The 21,655-nt window shown below is 67.7% G+C and carries 6 protein-coding genes; 5 read left to right on the top strand and 1 reads right to left on the bottom strand.

The window, feature by feature from the left end:
• Nucleotides 1–12 precede the first annotated feature (12 nt).
• The 4 genes from ACOCMM_RS10420 to ACOCMM_RS10405 all read left to right on the top strand — a co-directional run bounded on the left by ACOCMM_RS10420 (nucleotide 13) and on the right by ACOCMM_RS10405 (nucleotide 6,404).
• Nucleotides 13–1,614 (top strand): 2Fe-2S iron-sulfur cluster-binding protein, encoded by a 1,602-nt coding sequence (locus ACOCMM_RS10420; RefSeq protein ID WP_419553089.1) that lies wholly within the window; start codon nucleotides 13–15, stop codon nucleotides 1,612–1,614.
• On the top strand, nucleotides 1,611–4,028 hold the full coding sequence (locus ACOCMM_RS10415; RefSeq protein ID WP_419553088.1) for a xanthine dehydrogenase family protein molybdopterin-binding subunit: 2,418 nt from the start codon (nucleotides 1,611–1,613) through the stop codon (nucleotides 4,026–4,028). The genes ACOCMM_RS10420 and ACOCMM_RS10415 overlap by 4 nt, the downstream gene beginning before the upstream one ends.
• A 125-nt stretch (nucleotides 4,029–4,153) precedes the next feature.
• Nucleotides 4,154–5,053: a VOC family protein gene (locus tag ACOCMM_RS10410; protein WP_419553087.1), complete on the top strand. Its 900-nt coding sequence runs from the start codon at nucleotides 4,154–4,156 to the stop codon at nucleotides 5,051–5,053.
• A 202-nt stretch (nucleotides 5,054–5,255) separates the two neighbouring features.
• On the top strand, nucleotides 5,256–6,404 hold the full coding sequence (locus tag ACOCMM_RS10405) for an ATP-binding protein (RefSeq protein ID WP_419553086.1): 1,149 nt from the start codon (nucleotides 5,256–5,258) through the stop codon (nucleotides 6,402–6,404).
• Nucleotides 6,405–6,489: 85 nt separating this feature from the next.
• Here ACOCMM_RS10405 and ACOCMM_RS10400 read toward each other — a convergent pair whose 3' ends face one another.
• Nucleotides 6,490–7,515 (bottom strand): CobW family GTP-binding protein, encoded by a 1,026-nt coding sequence (locus ACOCMM_RS10400; RefSeq protein WP_419553085.1) that lies wholly within the window; start codon nucleotides 7,513–7,515, stop codon nucleotides 6,490–6,492.
• Between the two features lie 461 nt (nucleotides 7,516–7,976).
• On the opposite strand from ACOCMM_RS10400, the gene ACOCMM_RS10395 reads away from it, so the two are divergent.
• The gene (locus tag ACOCMM_RS10395) at nucleotides 7,977–21,539 is read left to right on the top strand and encodes a Calx-beta domain-containing protein (protein WP_419553084.1); all 13,563 of its coding nucleotides are present in this window, start codon (nucleotides 7,977–7,979) and stop codon (nucleotides 21,537–21,539) included.
• Nucleotides 21,540–21,655: the final 116 nt, after the last annotated feature.

Below are 21,655 nucleotides of genomic sequence, written 5' to 3'. Positions count from 1 at the left end.
CGGCGTCCAGACATGAGTGTCGAGACCGACCCCGCTCAGCACGCGGCACCGGACGGGCTGATCTCCCGAAGCCACCTGGGCATCGAGCCGTTCGCGTTGTACCGACCTGGCTCGCTGGCGGACGCCGCTTCGATGATCGCCGCCGGTGCATGGGCGCACGCGGGCGGTATCGACGTTGCGCAACGGCTTCGCAATGGCGAAGTGGCACCCGCCCTCGTCCCGCTGTGCAAGCCCGGACGAAGTTCTCCCAGCGGGCTCGAGGTGCTCGACGAGATCTCGCTGGGAGACGGCGTGCTGTTCATCGGCGCGGCTGTCACCCACGCCCGGATCGAAACCGACCGACTCGTACGGACGGTGCGGCCGGACCTCGCTGATGCATGGCGGACTATCGGCAACGTGCGCATCCGATCCGCCGGGACGCTGGGGGGCAACCTCATGGCGTTCGACTCTGGCTACGACGCAGCGCCGATCCTGGCTGCCGCCGGTGCCGAGCTGATCTTCATGGAACCCGATGGCTCTGGGCGGCGCTGCGCTGTGGCGGACCGGCCACACGATCGCCTGCTCGTCGGCTGCGAGGTGCCGCTTGCCGGCTATGTCGTCTATGAGCGATCGCTGAAGCCAGTCGCTTCTGTGGCTGTCGGCGACAACCACATAGCGATCGGTTGCGCCTATCCCGAGGTCGAGGTGCTGCCCAGCGGCGCCGCGGACGCCGCTGCCGCACGCGCTTTGCTCGGCGCGCTGCCCGACCCGACCGATGACGTCTTCGCTTCGACTGCGTACCGGCGCCGTGTCATCGACGTGCTCGTCGGCCGTTGCCTGGAGCTCCATGCAGCAGGTGCGATGAATGATGGCGGCCTTGGCAGTGATGGCGCGTACCCGCCTGATGCCTCGCGCAGGGAAGCCGTCGTATCTACCGGGCCCCCAGCAGCATCCCTGCCGGACGACTCAGAGCCTCAGCGGATAGGCGGCGATGCCCGGCAGCCCCGACGGCCTGGACTTTGCGCAGAAATGCCGCCACAGACGGCAAAATTGCGCAAAGAAGGCGTGACAGCAACTTTCCGAGACGTCACCTATCCGCGCGGCCTCTTAGTGGACATCGAGCTGCGGCTCAATGGGGAACCGTTCAGCGCGTCCGCCCCGGCGTCGGAGATGCTGGTTGACACCATCCGATCACGCGCTGGACTCGGCGGCACTCGCGTCGGATGTGATCAGGCCGTCTGCGGTGCCTGCACCGTGCTCGTCGATGGCGAACCCACAGCTTCGTGTTCCACGTTCGCGTGGCAATCCGACGGTCGCGACGTGCTCACGATCGAATCGGGCCACATGACAACGGCAGGCGACCTGACGACCGGCCCTGCGGCCGCGCTGCCCGAGGTCCAGCGAGCCTTCGCCGAGTTCAGCGCCTTCCAGTGCGGCTACTGCACGCCAGGTCTGATCCTCACCGCGAGCGCCTTGCTGGCCCGCCATCGGGACCCCGACCGCACAACCATCTGCGACTGGCTCGATTCGAACGTGTGTCGTTGTACCGGCTACCTCATGGTCATCGAGGCGGTGGAGGCAGCCTCAGCTGCACTGCGCTCCCCCAGCAGCCCGATGCAAGACGGTGCACCATGACGCGCTCAGACGCCGCGGCGAAGACGTCCGGCACCGCTTCGTACGCGGTCGATGTCGCGCTCGGCGGTATGCTGCACGCCAAGGTGCTGCGCTCGCCCCACCCACATGCGCTCGTCACCCGCATCGACACCGTCGCGGCCGAGCAGGCCCCCGGTGTTCGGGCCGTCCTGACACGGCGGGACCTGCTCGACACTGAGCTTCGAGAACGTTGGGCTGGCGACGACCTGCAGCACCGCCCTGTGGCCGGGCCACTGGTGGCCTCGCACAGCTACGGCTACTTCGTGAAGGACCAGCCGATCCTGGCGCTCGACCGGGTGCGCTACATGGGCGACGCCGTCGTCGCGATCGCAGCGGACACCGAGCTCGACGCGGCGCGGGCCCTGTCGCTCGTACAAGTCGACTACGAGCCGCTGCCGACCGTGGCCGACTTCGATGCCGCTCTGGCCGATGGCGCGCCAGAGTTGTTCCCCGAAGCGCCGCTGGCCATGGCTCCCATCTACGGCCAAGGCGCCAGCGGCGGCACCCGGCCCAAGCCGAACGTCTGCTACCGCTTTGCCTACGAGACCGGCGACCCAGCGGTCTTCGATCGCTGCGACCACATCTTCGTCGACGTGTTCGGCTTCGACGGCCGGCAGCAGCACCTGCATCTTGAGCCGTTCGTGACGGTCGCCCGATGGTCCGGACCCCGCTGGTCGGCCCCAGCCGCGGACAGCGGCGACAGCACAGACGAAGGCGACGACAGCACAGCTGACAGCAGCCGTCTCGAGCTCTGGTCGAGCTGCCAGAACCCGTTCCCGGTGCGCAAGGAGATGGCTCGCCTGCTGGGCATCGGCGAGCACCGGGTGCGCATGCAGGTCAGGTACCTAGGCGGCGGCTTCGGCGCCAAGAACGGCTGCAAGACCGAGCCGATCGCCGCATTGCTGGCCCGCAAGGCCGGCGCCCCCGTCAGGTACTGCCTCACGTTGGACGAGGGCTTCTTGACGATGCGCCAGCACAACGCACGCCTGAGGTTGCGGACCGGCGTGATGTCCGACGGCACGCTCGTAGCCCGCGACGCCGAGGTCCTGCTTGACGCAGGCGCCTACGCGGACGCGAGCCCCTTGGTCGCGGAGAAGGCGGGCTACCGGGTCGCGGGGCCGTACCGGTGGCAGCACATCCGCTCGGTCACCGATGCGGTGCTCACCAACACCACTCCTGCGGGCCCGTTCCGCGGGTTCGGCGGCACCCAGGCCAACTTCGCCTGCGAGAGCCAGATCGACATGATCGCGGTACGGCTGGGGTTTGACCCCGTCGAGCTGCGCCGCCGCAACCTCATCGGCCTCGGCGACGCCTACGTGCCGGGTGAATCGGCCATGGACTCTGACCTTGCCGAGGGTCTCGAGCTCGTAGCCGACCGCATCGGCATGGACCAGGCGCGCCCTGCTGGCCGGGGCCGGGGTGTGGCAGTGGGCTTCAAGGACTCCGGTGGGGTCAACAAGCCGGCGCAAGCTCGGGTCAAGGTCGCCACCAGCGGCGATGCGTGGGTGCAATGCGGCACCGTCGAGATGGGTCAGGGCGCCCAGACAGCGTTGCGTGAGGTCGCGGCGCGTGTGCTGGACGTGCCCCGATCGCGTGTCCATTGGTCTGACCTCGACACCGATCACACCCCGTTCGACCAGGGCACCAATGCCTCCTCGTCCATCTCGGTGATGGGTCAGGCGGTGCAGAAGGCCAGCGAAGCTGCTCGTCTGCGCATCCTGCAGTTCTCAGCCACAGCGTTGGGGGTGCCGGTCGCCCGTGTCGACTTCACCGACGGCATGGTGCTCGTCGCACCCCAGGACGGCACCGGCGAGCCGAACCGCCGACCGCTTGCCCCGCTCGTCATGGGTACCTATGGCGGGACCGGTTACGAGTTCACCGGTGAAGGATTCTTCAAGGCCCCCAGCGACAGCCGGGCCCCGTTGGAATCACCGTGCGTGTCGTGGGAGTACGGCTGGGGGGCTGCGGAGGTTTCGGTGGACGCCGATACCGGAATGGTGACCGTGCACCGTCTGGTCGTCTCCGGCGACGCCGGGGCCGTGCTGCACGAAGGAGCCTGCCGCGGCCAGGACGAGGGGGCAGCGATCATGGGGCTCGGCGGTGCTCTGTTCGAGACCATGCGTTTCGACGGCGGGGTGCTCGCCAACGGCCGGCTCGTCGACTACCGCGTGCCCCGGTCCAGCGACCTGCCGGCGGAGTTCATCTCGATCACCCAGGAGCAGGGCCACGGACCGGGTCCCTTCGGATCGAAGGGCTTGGGTGAAGGAGCGATGCTGCCGGTTGCATCGGCCATCGCGAATGCCGTCGCCGATGCGACCGGAGTGCGCGTGACCTCGATGCCCCTGACCGGTGAGACGGTGCTTGCTGCGCTCGATACCGCCCGGGACACACTGTGACCACCCCGCCCAGGACACGCCGTGACCACCCCCGCCTACGACACGCCATGAGCACCCCCACCCAGGACACGCCGTGACCACCCCCGCCTACGACACGCCATGAGCACCCCCACCCAGGACACGCCGTGACTACCCCCGCCCCGCCGACGTGGGCAATCACCCACCTGCGCCACATCGCGCTGGGATGCAGCGCCTTTGACGAGTGCCTCGACTACTACGCCGGCCCGTGGGGACTGCGGCGACTGGGCGACTCTGACGACCAGAAGGCAGTCCTGCGAGCCACCGGCGCCGAGCACCACGTGCTGGAACTGCATCGAGCCGACCGCAACGGCATCGACCACATCAGCCTCGGCCTTGCCGACAATCGGTCAGTCGACGAAGCAGCGACCGCTCTGGCGGGCCGCGGCGTGACCCTGCTCAGCGAGCCAGCCAATCTGGACCGGCCGGGCGCCGGCTACGGGTTCCGCATTGCCGATCCTGAGGGACGAGTCGTCGAGATGGCTGCGCGCACCGAGGCCGTGGCAGCTTTGCCAGCCGATGCCACACCGACCAAGATCGCTCACGTCGTGCTCAACACCGCCGACATCGAGGCGCTCTGCGACTGGTGGTGCGAGGTGCTGGGTTTCCGGGTGAGCGACTGGAGCGAACGCCAGATGGTGTTCCTGCGCTGCAACGCCGACCACCACTCCATTGCCTTCAACCAGGCCGAGTGGGCATCCCTCAACCACGTCGCGTACGAGGTCGCCTCGCTCGACGCCTACATGACCTCGCTCGGACGGCTCGCCCGGGCGGGACACGCCATCGGCTGGGGGCCGGGCCGCCACGGGCCGGGCAACAACGCATTCGGCTATTTCGTGGACCCTGCGGGCACGGTGCCCGAAGTAACCGCCGAGGTGCAGCAGGTCGACGAAGCCACCTGGGTGCCTCGGACCTGGCCACGCACCCCCGAGCTGTCCGATCGCTGGGGCACAGCCGGACCGCCGTCGGCAAAGATGCGCCAGCACATGGCCGGATCGCCCGAGTAGCCGGACCGGCCTGCTTGGCCGACGTTTCGGCTCGTCGAGGCTGCGCTGAGTGCCAGCAGCGTCTCTGTGGGCGATCGCCGGCAGCGATCCGAGAGTTCAGGAATCTCGCCAGAGACGATGCCAAACATATGCCTGCCATATATGACAGTTATGACGGTCATATGCTGGCCGCCTGGAAGTCGCCCCCAGCGCCGAGGCAGTCATGGTCGAAGGCAATGGCTTCCCGTATCGAGTCGGCGAGAGCATCGTGCGTGAATCCCAGGACGCCATCAACGATCGCAAGATCGCCTACCGGCGCCGTGGCTACGAGCAGCGAATCTGCTTGGACGCAACACTCGACGACCTGGACATGGGATTGGCTGAACGATTTCTTCAGCGCGTTGCCGAAGCCGGGCGGCCCGTCACCGAAGTCATGCACCGGTATGGCCTGATCCACCCAGGCGGACCCGATCGCGTGCGCATCACGAACGCAGCGCTTCTGTTGTTCGCCCGCGAGCCGATCTTGCGATGGCATCCCCGTGCCGACGCTCGGCTCTTCCGCGTCGACGGGACCGAGCGCCACCACGGCAGGCATCGGAATGTGCAGCAGATCGCCCATCTCGATCTGCCCATCGCCTCGATGATCGGAACGCTCAGAGACGCCGTTCGAGGGCAGGTCCGGCGTTCCGAACAGCTCAGCGATCTCTTCTTCGAGGACACGCCCGAATATCCCGATTTCGCATGGCAGGAAGCGCTCGTGAACGCCGTCGCCCACCGCGACTACGACGACTTCGGGCGAGGCATCGAAGTGTGGTTCTACGACGACCGGATGGAGGTGCACAGCCCCGGCGGTCTCGTGCCACCCGTCACACTCGAAGCGCTCCGCACCGGTGCGCCCGCGCATGCCAGCCGCAACCCGATCCTCGTGCGGGTGCTTGCGGCGGCAGGCATCATGCGCGACGAGGGCGAGGGCGTACCTCGCATGTTCCGCGAGATGCACGGCATGAACCTGCCGCCGCCTGAATTCTGCTCGGACCACGGCAGTCACATCGTGCGGCTGCGCAGCAGTCCTGAGCGATCCTCTAACAGGGCACCGAGCGACACGAGTGACAGGGACGATCACGGCGACAACGACTGGAACTTGCGCCGGGAAGCCGAAGCTCAGGAGTCCCGGATCGCGCAGTTGCGTGTGCGGATGATCGCCCTCGGCAAGATCCTGGACGACAAGGGCGCTGTCACCAACACCGATTATCGGGAGCTGTTCGGCGCGGACCGCCGGCGAGCCCTCGCTGACCTGAACACACTCGTTGACCTTGGTTGGCTGGTGAGACGCGGCGAGCGCCGCGGCACCCGCTACGTCCGACCGGTTTGAGCATGCTGCGAAACGTCCTGAATGGGCTCTCTTGCAATGCGACGTACTCATGACGGCGCACGGCCGGGCCAGCAGACGCGGCCGGCTAGCCGAGGCTCCGCAGCGAGGCCGCGGCCCTTTCGACCGCTTCGGGGGAATCGCCGATCAGCACAATCACCGGGTCAAGCAGCCGGGATGCAGGCTCGATACGCCAGCTTCGCCCCACCGCCTGCACTTCGTGGCAGCCACCGCCGGGACTGTTGAACCACCCCTTCGCTCGCAACAGCGAGAGCGGCGGAGATTCGAACCAGCGAGCGACTTCGGTCACCTCCCACGGTCCCGCTGGTGTCACGGCCGCGCTCGCCACGTTGAAGAGGTGCTCGCCTGCATCAGCGCGGAACGTCGCTCCGTGCAGTGCAGCGCCGAGCAGCACCCGGGGGTCGATGTGCCCATGAACCGAAGGAACGACCATCCGGCCGGGCGCAATCTCGCCGATGCGGCCCGTCAGGCTCACAACGTCGTCGCCGTCCATCTCGTCGACCTTTGACAGCACCACCACGTGCGATACGTCGATCTGGCGGCGCACCGCGGGAGCGATGCGCGTGTCCCCCAGTTGGGATGGGAGTTGCTGTGCATCGGTGACGGCCACGACGCCGTCCAGCGTGCAGCCTGCGGCAGACTCGACTGCCAGCGCCAGCGTGGCTGGGTCGGCGACCCCGCTGGCCTCCACCACGATGGCATCGCTCGTCTGGGAGTTTGCGAGCCGTTCCAGGGTTTCAGCGAGGTCGTCCACCAAAGCGCAACACGCGCAGCCATTGGTGAGTTCGACTCGGTCGGGTGTTCGTGACGCCACCGGCAGCCCGTCGATTGCAGCCGCATCGATGTTCACGGGCCCGATGTCGTTCACGACCGCAGCAATTCGCAGGCCGGCGGGTGCGGCCAGCAGCCGGCGCAGCACCGTGGTCTTGCCGCTGCCGAGGAATCCTGTCAGCACCGTGACGCCGACGGCTTCCCCAACGCCGTCATCGGACTGCCGGCGTGCCGCTGCGATCGAGCCGACAGCGGCCTGCCACGCAGTGTCGAAGTTGTCTGGCGGCACATGCGTTGCGTCTGTGGGGCGGGGATAGTTCATGTCGATAACGGTGACCGCGCCTGCGGGCGCACACTGCCTCCATCGAGGGTTCTATCGGATGATGTCCCTCAGCACGACCAGCAACCCCGATGACGGCCCCAAACTCCTGTTCGCCACTGTGCAGTGCCTGGCCCACGCATCCGTTCAACCTCTGCGCATATCGAAAACATGAACGTTGCGCATAGAGATCAGAGTAGAATTGGTGTCAATGTGCGCCAGCCAACCAGAGGCCTGCAATTCCGCCGCGTGCGCCACATCTGTCCGCAATTGGTGCCACGATTCCCGGTGTTGGCCCGACGCGGCTCCCTCAGCCAAGTTGCCGCGTGGATGATTGCCCGACGTCGGCCGATCCTTCCACGGGGGGGGGGGGGTCGCAGATTCGGCGGCTGCTCGCATTGGCTGCAGCGGCGCTGCTCAGCGGGTCCCTAGGACTGTTTGCCGGCACTAGCGCCAGTGCGCAGGTGGCCAGCCCGGCGATCTCGTCGGTCTCGATCTCCTCGTCGCCCGCCAACACACTGTTCTACCTGACCGGGGAAACGATCCGGTTCTCGGTGAACTTCACTGCTGTCGTGGAGGTCGAGGGCTCCCCCACTCTCGCCGCTGACGTCGGCGGGACCGAGCGCGAGGCTGCCTTCGAGTCGGTCCGCGGCAGCGAGATGCTGTTCGGTTACACGGTCACTGACGACGATTTCGACAGCGACGGGGTGAGCGTGGGCGCCGACTCGCTCAGCCTCGGCTCCGGTGGCGCCATCGCCGACTCCGCCAGCCGCGTCGCGTCGCTCACTCACAGCGCCGTGGCCGCCGGCACCGGACACCGAGTGAACATGAGCATCGTGACCGTCGCGGCCGACAGCGGTGACGTTCCGGTGCCGGAGAACGAGAGCGCAAGGTTCACGCTGTCCCGGACGGGGAGCCTGTCGCGAGCGCTGACCGTCTCGCTGCGGGCCGAACGACGGCAGTACTTCGTCTACACGTCGAGGGTTCCGTCGGCTGTGGAGTTCGAGGCGGGGCAGGCGACGGTTCAATTCGAGGTGCCGTTGCACAACGACTCCGACGTGGAGACCGAGGACGGCTCGCTCACCGTCATCGTGGCGCAGGGCGAGGGCTATCTGGTCGGGTCGCCGGGTTCTGCCGTTGCGCTTCTGACCGACGACAACGACTACCTGTTCACAATTAGTTCGAGCACCGGCGGCCACATTATCGAAGGGCAGCGATCCAGCGTCACGATGACGGTGACGCTGCGTAGCGACGGGCCAGTACGGGACAGGCGTCCGGATCCCATCGGTTTCCTCGTTGCCGCAAGAAACATCGAAACGACGAGCACCAGACAACCTTCCCTGCACCCGGGGGACATTATGGGCTTTGCTGCCGAAATTGGAGTGGAGCCCGAGGACTGGGAAATCTTCACCACACAGGATCCCTTCGGGCGACCCCTCGATCAGTACGGCATCACTATCCCTGTACACACGACGATCTTCGATGATCTCGAGCCGGAGATCCCCGAGCGGTTCCGGGTGATCGTCGACAGATCGCGCTTCACTGCGCGAAGGACGTTTGTTGGAATCCTTCCGATCGAATCGGTCTTTCAGATCGTGGACAACGAAGGCAGCTTCGATGTCCGCGTCGATCGGCCTCGCGTGATGGACATCGTGGAGGGCGACGTGTTGGAACTCGGACTCACGGCCGTGTCACGATTTCGATTTGTCCCGCCCGCGTCCACCGCCGTGGAGGTCGAGCTCGAGTTCGAAGACGGCACCGCCTCCCACGGGACCGACTTCGTGCAGCTCGATCGTTCGACATCGGCCACCGAGACCGTCGAGATCACCGGTTTCGGCACGGTCGACCTCGGCGATCATAGGCGCCACCAGGCAACCAGCACCGTGAGAATCAGCGCCATCGACAACAACGACGTGGACGCCGTACGGGAGTTCGGGGTGCGTTTCGCCAAGACACCCATCGCACCGGACGATCAGGACTACGACGCCGACGAATGTGCAGGCGATCCGCCACCCGACACACCGACCTGTTACGGCCAGAATCACTTCCTCGATTTCTTCCCGGCCGATCTCGACGGCGACGCCGGGCTGTCCGGCTATTCCATGGTCGTGCGCATCCACGACAACGACGCCACACCGGTCGCGGTCGCAGCGGACGCGTCAAGCATCGACGAGGGCGAGGACGCTGTGTTCACCGTGACGCGCAATCCCTCCGCTGCCGATCTCTTGGACCCGCTGACGGTCAGCTTCGACATCACCGAGACAGCCGGCTTCATCGACTACAGCGACGGGTTCGTGCTTCCCACCTCGGTCACCATCGCCGCCGGCGACACGACGGCCACGATCACGATCCCGACAGTGGACGACAACGTCGGTGACGGCCCCGGCGAGGTCGTCGCCACGCTCCGACCGGGGACGGCTGAGCCGGGCAGCAGGTACTCCTACACGCTGGCCGGCAGATCCGCGAGCGTCGCAGTGTCCGAAGACGAGCCGGTGATGACCATCGCGGATGCGTCGGTCTCGGAGGGCGCGGGCACCGTCGATCTGGTCGTCACGCTGTCCGGAACGAGTGCCGATGCCATCGGCTTTGCGTGGGCGACCGAGACCGGAACCGGCGACTCCGCCGCCACCGCGGGCCAGGACTACGAATCCGCCGGCGGAACCGCGGAGATTCCGGCCGGCCAGACCTCCGCAACCCTCACGGTGACGATCACCGACGACGCTCTCGACGAACCCGACAGCGAGACGTTCGCTGTCGATCTGTCAGCCGTCACAGGCGCGTCGGTAGCGCAGCCACGGGCGACGGTGACCGTCACCGACAACGACGCCCTGCCGGGATTCTCGATCTCCGATGCCGAAGCCACCGAAGGCTCGGGTGCCTCAGTTGAGTTCACTGTCAGTCTGGACGCGCCGAGCGGGCGGCCCACCGAGGTGGAGTGGCTGGCGGTCAGCGACGAGGACGACGACTGGCCGGCGTCGGAGGACTTCGACTACCAGAGGATCGGCGGCACGCTCGCGTTTGCGGCCGGCGAGACGGAGGCGACCGTCTCGGTGCAGTTGCTCGACGACGGCGATCACGAGCCGACCGAGACGTTCGAGCTGCGTCTCGCCAACGCGACCAACAGCGTCATCACCGACGACACCGGCGAGGGTCGCATACTCGACGACGACACTCCCACGATCAGCATCGACGACCTGTCGGTCTCCGAGAGCGCCGGAACGGCACAGGCCACGGTCCGTCTGAGCAGGCCCGCCTACGGCGAGGTCACGCTTCGTTACGGGACCGCCGCCGGCACAGCCATAGCAGTCGGGGACTACACGGCGCAGAGCCAGGTCGGGGTGACCATTCCCGCCGGGCTGACTACCGCGACCGTTGCCGTGCCCATCGTGGCCGACGACATGTACGAGGCCGATGAGAGCTTCTTCGTGGACCTGAGCGGCGCCGACGGTGCCGATCTGGGGAGCGACACGCGGGCGGTGATCACCATCGTTGACGACGACGCGCCGCCCACGCTCTCGGTCGCCGACGCACAAGCCGTTACCGAGGGCGCCGGGCCGCTCGTGTTCACCGTCACGAGAGCCGGCCAGACCAGCCTGCCGGCGACCTTCGCATGGTCTACGGCCGACGGCAGCGCCGAAGCCGGCTCGGACTTCACCGCGGCGAGCGGCACAGTGACCATCCCTGCGATGTCGTCTTCGGCGCAGCTGCGGGTGCAGGTCGTGTCCGACTCGGTGGCCGAGGACGACGAGACGGTCGCGGTCACGCTGAGCAATCCGGTGAATGCCGTCATCATCGACGGTGCCGCCACCGGGGTGATCCTGGACGACGACCAGACGGGCACCAGAACGCCGGGAGTGGTGGTGAATCCCTCCGCGGTGACCGTCGAGGAAGGCGGTACCGCGAACTACGCGGTGAGGCTGTCATCGCAGCCGGCGGCGGAGGTGACGGTGGCGATCGCCGGCCATTCCGGCACAGATCTGTCCCTGTCGGGAATGAGTCTGGGCAGCGATGACACGCTGACGTTCACCACGGCGGATTGGAATACGGACCAGACGGTGATGATCAATGCCGCCCCGGATGCCGACGCCGTGGACGACGCGACGGTGACGCTCACCCACATCGCGACCAGCGGCAGTCACACCTCGGCGCCGGTGGCCGTGGCCGTGACGATCAACGAGACCGACACGGCCGAGGTGGTGGTGGCCCCCGCCAAGCTGGAGGTCGCCGAGAACGGGAGCAGCACCTACACCGTCCGGTTGGCCACCCAGCCGTCGGCCGACGTGACAGTCACTGTCACCGGTCACACCGGCAGCGATCTCACCGTGTCCGCCGCCAAGCTCACCTTCACACGCGACAATTGGAGTACCGACCAGACGGTGACGGTCACCGCGGCGTCCGACGCCGACGGCGTGAACGACGAGGTGGCGCTGGCGAACACCGCAAGCGGGGGCGGGTACGGTGCCGCGGAAGCGGCGATCGTGGACGTGACGGTCATCGACGACAGCTCGGCCGCGATCGTGGTGAAACCGTCGCCGATCACGATGGCCGAAGGCAGCAGCTCGAGTTACACGGTGGAGCTGGCGTCGCTGCCGTCGGCGGATGTGACAGTCACCGTCTCAGCCCCCGAGGGCGACCTGACGATCCTGCGCGTCGATCCGAGAACTCTTCGCTTCACGCCGTCGGATTGGGACCAGCCCCAGACGGTGACGCTGACAGCCGGCTACGACGTGGACACCGCCGACGACATAGTGACGCTCACCCACAGCGGCGAGGGCGGTGGATACGACGGGCAGTCGGCGGAACTGCCAGTCACCATCTCCGACGTTGAGAGCCGTGCCGAAGTGCTGGTGATACCCGCTTCGCTCTCGATCCACGAGGGCGACCCAGGCGGGCAGACCTACTCGGTGGCGTTGGGCGCCCAGCCGACGGGGGACGTGACGGTCACCATCAGCGGCCACGCCGGCAGCGACGTGACGCTGTCGGGGGCGACGTTGACCGACAACGCGTTGACCTTCACCGTCACGAACTGGGATGCCGCCCAGGTTGTGACGCTCACCGCCGCCGAGGACCCCGACACCGCGAATGACGATGTCACATTGACCAACACCGCCGCTGGCGGCGGCTACGGCACGGCCACGGCGAGCGACGTGGCGGTGACGGTTGTCGACAACGACGCGCCAGGGCTGGTGGTGACCCCCACCGAGGTGCGGGTCACCGAAGGCGACGACGCCGGGGCGAGCTACGAGATCTCGCTGGCGAGTGCACCGACGGGCCTGGTGCGGGTATCGATCTCGGCCAACTCCACGGCCGTTTCCCTGGTCGACGCCGTTTGGTTCACGACCACGGACTGGAGCGATCCCCAAACGATCATCGTCACGGCGGGCAACGACGCCGACCTCGCCGACGAGAACGTGAGATTGAACCACCGCGTGACATCCGGGAGCTACGGGGCGGCGGCAGTCCAAACGCGACTGATCGTCGAAGACGACGACGTGCCGGGGTTGGCCGTGAACCCGCAGATGTTGAGCATGATCGAGGGCGCTTCGGCGACCTACGAGGTGAACTTGACGGCGGCGCCGTCGGAGAACGTGACGGTCACGATTAGCGGTCATGGTGACAGCGACGTGACGCTGACGGGCACCACGTTGGCCGCCGATGCGTTGACGTTCACTACCGCTGACTGGAACCAGGCGCAGTCGGTGACGGTGGCTGCCGGCCAGGATGCCGACACGACCGACGACATGGCGACGCTCAGCCATACGGCTAGCGGCGGCGGATACGACTCCCTCGAACCGGTCGGCGTGCCGGTGACGGTCATCGACGACGACAGGCCGCGGATCGTCGTGCCAGGGGCGGTGACCGTTGTCGAGAACGCCTCGGCCACTTACGGCGTGAAGTTGGCGGTCCAGCCATCAGCGGAGGTGAAGGTCGCGATCAGCGGCCATGCCGGCAGCGAAGTGACGCTGTCAGGGAACACCTTGAGCGGCGGCGAACTGACCTTCACGACGTCGAACTGGGCCAGCGCGCAGACGGTGACGGTTGCCGCGGCGGACGACGATGACGCGGTGAACGAATCGGTGGTGCTCACCCACACGGCCGGTGGCGGCGACTACGCGGGCCTGACGGCGCAGGTAGCAGTCACCGTGATCGACGACGACGAGCCGGAGATCATCGTCAGCGAATCCGAGGTGACCGTTGACGAGGCCGACCCCGACGGGGCGGTCTACGAGGTGCGGTTGGGGACCGAGCCGTCCCAGCAGGTGGATGTGGTCATCACCGGCGCTGTTGGTACCGATCTCGCGCTGACTCCAGAAGTCCTGACGTTCGACTCCTCGACGTGGGAGACGGCCAAGACGGTCAAGGTCACGGCGCCGCCTGATGTCGACACAATGCACGAAGAGGAGCTCATCGACCACCGCGGGAGCGGCGGTGAGTACGAAGGCGCGAGCAAGACGCTGACCGTCATCGTGCAGGACGACGACATCCCTCCGGGGGTGCTCATTGCTCCCACGGCGCTGACCGTGGCCGAGGGCGACATGGCGGGCGCGGATTACACGGTGGTGCTGACCTCGCAGCCCGCCGGGGACGTGACCGTCACCGTCAGCGGCGATTCGGGCACCGATGTCGCGGTGTCGGGCGACACCCTGACCAGCGGCGTGCTGACGTTCACCACGGCGAACTGGGCGACCGCCCAGACCATCAAGGTGACCGCCGCGGCCGACGACGACGCCCTCGCCGACGCCGACGTGACCCTGACCCACGCCATCGCCAGCGACGACGACACCGTCTACGACGCGCTGGCCGACCAGACCGTCACCGTGACAATCACCGAGAAAGACGCCGCCGGAGTGCTCATCGCCCCCACCACGCTGACCGTCACCGAAGGCGACCTGGCGGGCGCCAACTACACGGTGGTGCTGACCTCTGAGCCCGCCGGCGACGTGACGGTGACCGTCAGCGGCGACTCGGGCACCGATGTCGCGGTGTCGGGCGACACCCTGACCAGCAACATGCTGACGTTCACCACGGCGAACTGGGCGACCGCCCAGACCATCAAGGTGACCGCCGCGGCCGACGACGACGCCCTCGCCGACGCCGACGTGACCCTGACCCACGCCATCGCCAGCGACGACGACACCGTCTACGACGCGCTCGCGGACCAGACCGTCACCGTGACAATCACCGAAGATGACGCGGCCGGAGTGCTCATCGCCCCCACCACGCTCACCGTCACCGAAGGCGACCTGGCGGGCGCCAACTACACGGTGGTGCTGACCTCTGAGCCCGCCGGCGACGTGACGGTGACCGTCAGCGGCGACTCGGGCACCGATGTCGCGGTGTCGGGCGACACCCTGACCAGCGGCGTGCTGACGTTCACCACGGCGAACTGGGCGACCGCCCAGACCATCAAGGTGACCGCCGCGGCCGACGACGACGCCCTCGCCGACGCCGACGTGACCCTGACCCACGCGATCGCCAGCAACGACGACACCGCCTACGGCGCGCTCGCGGACCAGACCGTCACCGTGACCATCACCGAGAAAGACACCGCCGCGGTGCTCATCGCCCCCGCCACGCTGACCGTCACCGAGGGCGACCCGGCGGGCGGGGACTACACGGTCGTGCTGACCTCCCAGCCCGCCGGGGACGTGACCGTCACCGTCAGCGGCCACGCCGGCACCGATGTCACGGTGTCGGGCAGCACCCTGACCGACGGCGTGCTGACGTTCACCAGGGCGAACTGGGCGACCGCCCAGACGATCAAGGTGGTCGCGGAGGAAGACGACGATGCCGACGGCACGCTCGACACCGGCTTCGGCACCGCCGGCACAACCACCACCGACATCGGGAACGACAGCTCCGACGCGGCGTGGGCGGTGGCGCTGCAGACCGACGGCAAGATCATCGCCGCCGGAGAATCCGCTAACGATTTCGTGGTCGTGCGCTACAACGCCGACGGCACGCTCGACACCGGCTTCGGCACCGCCGGCACAACCACCACCGACATCGACAACAACAGCTCCGACAGGGCGTGGGCGGCGGTGCTGCAGCCCGACGGCAAGATCATCGCCGCGGGACATTCCTGGGCCGATTTCGCGTTGGTGCGCTACAACGCCGACGGCACGCTCGATACCGGCTTCGGCACCGCCGGCACAACCACCACCGACATCGACAACAACAGCACCGACGCGGCGTATGCGGTGGCGCTGCAGCCCGACGGCAAGATCATCGCCGCCGGAGACTCCGAAGGCGCTTTCGTGGTCGCGCGCTACAACGCCGACGGCACGCTCGACACCGGCTTCGGCACCGCCGGCACAACCACCACCGACATCGACAACAACAGCTTGGACGTGGCGCATGCGGTGGCGCTGCAGACCGACGGCAAGATCATCGCCGCCGGAGACTCCGGTCTCGATTTCGCGTTGGTGCGCTACAACGCCGACGGCTCGCTCGACACCGGCTTCGGCACCGCCGGCACAACCACCACCGACATCGACAACAACAGCTCCGACAGGGCGTGGGCGGTGGCGCTGCAGACCGACGGCAAGATCATCGCCGCCGGACAATCCGAAGGCGATTTCGTGGTCGTGCGCTACAACGCCGACGGCTCGCTCGACACCGGCTTCGGCACCGCCGGCACAACCACCACCGACATCGACAACAACAGCTCCGACGGGGCGTGGGCGGTGGCGCTGCAGACCGACGCCAAGATCATCGCCGCCGGACAATCCGAAGGCGATTTTGTGGTCGTGCGCTACAACGCCGACGGCTCGCTCGACACCGGCTTCGGCACCGCCGGCACAACCACCACCGACATCGGGAACGACAGCTTCGACGTGGCGCTGGCGGTGGCGCTGCAGACCGACGGCAAGATCATCGCCGCCGGATATTCCGCTAACGATTTCGTGGTCGTGCGCTACAACGCCGACGATGACGTGACGCTGACCCATGCCATCGCCAGCGCCCACGACGCCGCCTACGACGCGTTGACGGACCAGACCGTCACCGTGACCGTCAAGGCCGCCCCGGGGGTGACCATCTCGCCCACGACCCTGACGGTCGCCGAGGGCGACGCCACGGGAGTCAGCTACACGGTGGTGCTGAACAGCCAGCCCGCGGGGGACGTGACGGTGACGATCAGCGGCCATGACGAGACGGACCTGAGCATCGCGAGCGCGGGACTGAGCGCTGACGACGAACTGACCTTCACCACGGCCAACTGGGGCACGGCGCAGACGGTGACGGTGAAAGCCGCCGAGGACGACGACGCGGTGACCGACGCCGACGTCACCCTGACCCACGCCATCGCCAGCAACGACGACACGGTCTACGACGCGCTCGCGGACCAGACCGTCACCGTGACCGTCACCGAGAACGACGCCGCCGGGGTGCTCATCGCTCCCGCCACGCTGACCGTCACCGAGGGCGACCCGGCGGGCGGGGACTACACGGTGGTGCTGACCTCTGAGCCCGCGGGGGACGTGACGGTGACCGTCAGCGGCGCTTCGGGCACCGATGTCGCGGTGTCGGGCGACACCCTGACCGGCAACGTGCTGACGTTCACCACGGCGAACTGGGCGACCGCCCAGACGATCAAGGTGACCGCCGCGGCCGACGACGACGCCGTCGCCGACGCCGACGTGACCCTGGCCCACGCGATCGCCAGCAACGACGACACGGTCTACGACGCGCTGGCCGACCAGACCGTCACCGTGACCGTCACCGAGAACGACGCCGCCGGGGTGCTCATCGCCCCCGCCACGCTCACCGTCACCGAAGGCGACATGGCGGGCGCCAACTACACGGTGGTGCTGACCTCCCAGCCCGCCGGGGACGTGACCGTCACCGTCAGCGGCGACTCGGGCACCGATGTCGCGGTGTCGGGCGACACGCTGACCAGCGGCGTGCTGACGTTCACCACGGCGAACTGGGCGACCGCCCAGACGATCAAGGTGACCGCCGCGGCCGACGACGACGCCGACGCCGACGCCGACGTGACCCTGGCCCACGCGATCGCCAGCGACGACGACACCGCCTACGGCGCGCTGGCCGACCAGACCGTCACCGTGACAATCACCGAGAAAGACGCCGCCGGGGTGCTCATCGCCCCCGCCACGCTCACCGTCACCGAAGGCGACCCGACAGGCGCCAACTACACGGTGGTGCTGACCTCCCAGCCCGCCGGGGACGTGACCGTCACCGTCAGCGGCGATTCGGGCACCGACGTCGCGGTGTCGGGCGACACGCTGACCAGCGGCGTGCTGACGTTCACCACGGCGAACTGGGCGACCGCCCAGACCATCAAGGTGACCGCCGCGGCCGACGACGACGCCGACGCCGACGCCGACGTGGCCTTGGCCCACGCGATCGCCAGCGACGACGACACCGTCTACGACGCGCTGGCCGACCAGACCGTCACCGTGACGATCACCGAGAACGACGCCGCCGCGGTGCTCATCGCCCCCGCCACGCTGACCGTCACCGAGGGCGACATGGCGGGCGCCAACTACACGGTCGTGCTGACCTCTGAGCCCGCCGGCGACGTGACGGTGACCGTCAGCGGCGATTCGGGCACCGACGTCACGGTGTCGGGCGACACGCTGACCAGCGGCGTGCTGACGTTCACCACGGCGAACTGGGCGACCGCCCAGACGATCAAGGTGACCGCCGCGGCCGACGACGACGCCCTCGCCGACGCCGACGTGACGCTGACCCACGCGATCGCCAGCGACGACGACACGGTCTACGACGCGCTGGCGGACCAGACCGTCACCGTGACCATCACCGAGAAAGACGCCGCCGCGGTGACCATCTCGCCCACGACCCTGACGGTCACCGAAGGCGACGCCACGGGGGTCAGCTACACGGTGGCGCTGAACAGCCAGCCCGCGGGGGACGTGACGGTGAGCGTCAGCGGCGATTCGGGCACCGACGTCGCGGTGTCGGGCGACACGCTGACCAGCGGCGTGCTGACGTTCACCACGGCGAACTGGGCGACCGCCCAGACCATCAAGGTGACCGCCGCGGCCGACGACGACGCCCTCGCCGACGCCGACGTGACCCTGACCCACGCGATCGCCAGCACCGACGACACCGTCTACGACGCGCTCGCGGACCAGACCGTCACCGTGACGATCACCGAGAAAGACGCCGCCGCGGTGCTCATCGCCCCCGCCACGCTGACCGTCACCGAAGGCGACATGGCGGGCGCCAACTACACGGTCGTGCTGACCTCTGAGCCCGCCGGCGACGTGACGGTGACCGTCAGCGGCGCTTCGGGCACCGACGTCACGGTGTCGGGCGACACGCTGACCAGCGGCGTGCTGACGTTCACCACGGCGAACTGGGCGACCGCCCAGACGATCAAGGTGACCGCCGCGGCCGACGACGACGCCCTCGCCGACGCCGACGTGACGCTGACCCACGCGATCGCCAGCGACGACGACACGGTCTACGACGCGCTGGCGGACCAGACCGTCACCGTGACCATCACCGAGAAAGACGCCGCCGCGGTGACCATCTCGCCCACGACCCTGACGGTCACCGAAGGCGACGCCACGGGGGTCAGCTACACGGTGGCGCTGAACAGCCAGCCCGCGGGGGACGTGACGGTGAGCGTCAGCGGCGATTCGGGCACCGACGTCACGGTGTCGGGCGACACGCTGACCAGCGGCGTGCTGACGTTCACCACGGCGAACTGGGCGACCGCCCAGACCATCAAGGTGACCGCCGCGGCCGACGACGACGCCCTCGCCGACGCCGACGTGACCCTGACCCACGCGATCGCCAGCGACGACGACACCGTCTACGACGCGCTCGCGGACCAGACCGTCACCGTGACCGTCACCGAGAAAGACGCCGCCGCGGTGCTCATCGCCCCCGCCACGCTGACCGTCACCGAAGGCGACATGGCGGGCGCCAACTACACGGTCGTGCTGACCTCTGAGCCCGCCGGCGACGTGACGGTGACCGTCAGCGGCGCTTCGGGCACCGACGTCACGGTGTCGGGCGACACGCTGACCAGCGGCGTGCTGACGTTCACCACGGCGAACTGGGCGACCGCCCAGACGATCAAGGTGACCGCCGCGGCCGACGACGACGCCCTCGCCGACGCCGACGTGGCCTTGGCCCACGCGATCGCCAGCGACGACGACACGGTCTACGACGCGCTGGCGGACCAGACCGTCACCGTGACCGTCACCGAGAAAGACGCCGCCGCGGTGCTCATCGCCCCCGCCACGCTGACCGTCACCGAAGGCGACATGGCGGGCGCCAACTACACGGTGGTGCTGACCTCTGAGCCCGCGGGCGACGTGACCGTCACCGTCAGCGGCGATTCGGGCACCGACGTCGCGGTGTCGGGCGACACCCTGACCAGCGGCGTGCTGACGTTCACCACGGCGAACTGGGCGACCGCCCAGACCATCAAGGTGACCGCCGCGGCCGACGACGACGCCCTCGCCGACGCCGACGTGACCCTGACCCACGCCATCGCCAGCGACGACGACACCGCCTACGACGCGCTGGCCGACCAGACCGTCACCGTGACCGTCACCGAAGATGACGCCGCCGGGGTGCTCATCGCCCCCGCCACGCTCACCGTCACCGAAGGCGACCCGACAGGCGCCAACTACACGGTCGTGCTGACCTCTGAGCCCGCCGGGGACGTGACCGTCACCGTCAGCGGCGATTCGGGCACCGACGTCACGGTGTCGGGCGACACCCTGACCAGCGGCGTGCTGACGTTCACCACGGCGAACTGGGCGACCGCCCAGACCATCAAGGTGACCGCCGCGGCCGACGACGACGCCCTCGCCGACGCCGACGTGACCCTGACCCACGCGATCGCCAGCGACGACGACACCGTCTACGACGCGCTGGCCGACCAGACCGTCACCGTCACCACCACCGAGAAAGACGCCCCGAGTCGACGCCTCCCGCCAGCCCCGAGGCAGTTCTGGCAGTACAGCGCAACTCAGGACAGCATCGCCGTGGCATGGTTCTCAGTGCGCACAGCAGCGGAGTACGCGCTGGAGATGCGAGCGAGCGGCACGACCGCCTGGAACCGGATCAACGGGGATTTCGACTACCTGCCCAGCAGGACCGACAATCGCCGGATCATTGCGGTAGCCACGGGCCTCAACTGCGACATGGCATACGAGTTTCGAGTGGCCGCACGCGGCGACGGCGGAAGGTACGACCGTCAATTCGGCCCCGAGTCATTCGCCGTGGGACGAACCGAACGATGCCCTCAGCCCGACGAGATCACCAATCTGCTCGTCACCATCGAGTTGGATTGCGCCGTCCTGACCTGGACGGCACCAACAGGAACCAGAGCCACTGGCGTGCAAGTGGTCCGCAGCCGCTTCGTCGACTATCCGGTCCCAAGTACGGCGCCGCTCGATCCCTCTGCTGATTACGAGTACCTGAGTTCGGCCGTCGTGTTCGAGAGTCTGTCGAGCACTGTGACCACCTATCAGGATTGCTCGACGGACTACCCAGTTCCGGGTTACGCGTACTCCTATGCCGTGTACGCCCTTGATACTGAGGGCCGAAGGTTCGGCCACTACCCATCGGGCATCATGCCCTACGGGCCGTCGAACAGGCCCGAGAGAGTCGCAAACGTGCGACTCACGGCATCCACTGCCGCATCGCGGCAACTTGAGTGGAATCCTTCGCCAGATTGGAGACTTGCCATCAAAACCACGGTCAGACAGCCAGGATCAACATCAGATCCGCGGTCGTGGGCGCCCAATCCCGACCCATGGATCACGGGGTATCGCGTTGAGCGCCGCGAATACTCGCCCAAGCCGTCGCCGACGCCATTTGTACGCGGTTGGACGCTGCTGGGTGATGACTGGGAGGTCGTTCGCCACGAGGCCGATGGGGACACCTCGACGGTCTTCATCGACAACGCAGACGCTGGCGACAGGCTGTACGTCTACCGAGTCTGGCCATACAACAAGTACGGCACCTCGCGCTACTCCCCCAAGGCCTTTGAATGGGCCTTCATGGAACCGAGCTGACGCTGCATCGCCCGAAGCCTCGCACTCCTGAACTTCGAGTGGCGTGTCCGGTGCCTCGCTCCGTACCCAGGCATCACCGCATCATCGCCGGGACAAACAACCATGATCGCGTCTGA

The sequence above is a fragment of the Candidatus Poriferisodalis sp. genome (genome assembly GCF_965198245.1).
GTDB lineage: Bacteria > Actinomycetota > Acidimicrobiia > Acidimicrobiales > Poriferisodalaceae > Poriferisodalis.
This window is presented reverse-complemented; position numbering and strand designations above follow the sequence as displayed.

Coding starts and splice junctions, on each gene's coding strand:
- ACOCMM_RS10400 (WP_419553085.1), bottom strand. CDS start 7,515: ATGAACTATCCCCGCCCCACAGACGCAACGCATGTGCCGCCAGACAAC.
- ACOCMM_RS10415 (WP_419553088.1), top strand. CDS start 1,611: ATGACGCGCTCAGACGCCGCGGCGAAGACGTCCGGCACCGCTTCGTAC.
- ACOCMM_RS10420 (WP_419553089.1), top strand. CDS start 13: ATGAGTGTCGAGACCGACCCCGCTCAGCACGCGGCACCGGACGGGCTG.
- ACOCMM_RS10405 (WP_419553086.1), top strand. CDS start 5,256: ATGGTCGAAGGCAATGGCTTCCCGTATCGAGTCGGCGAGAGCATCGTG.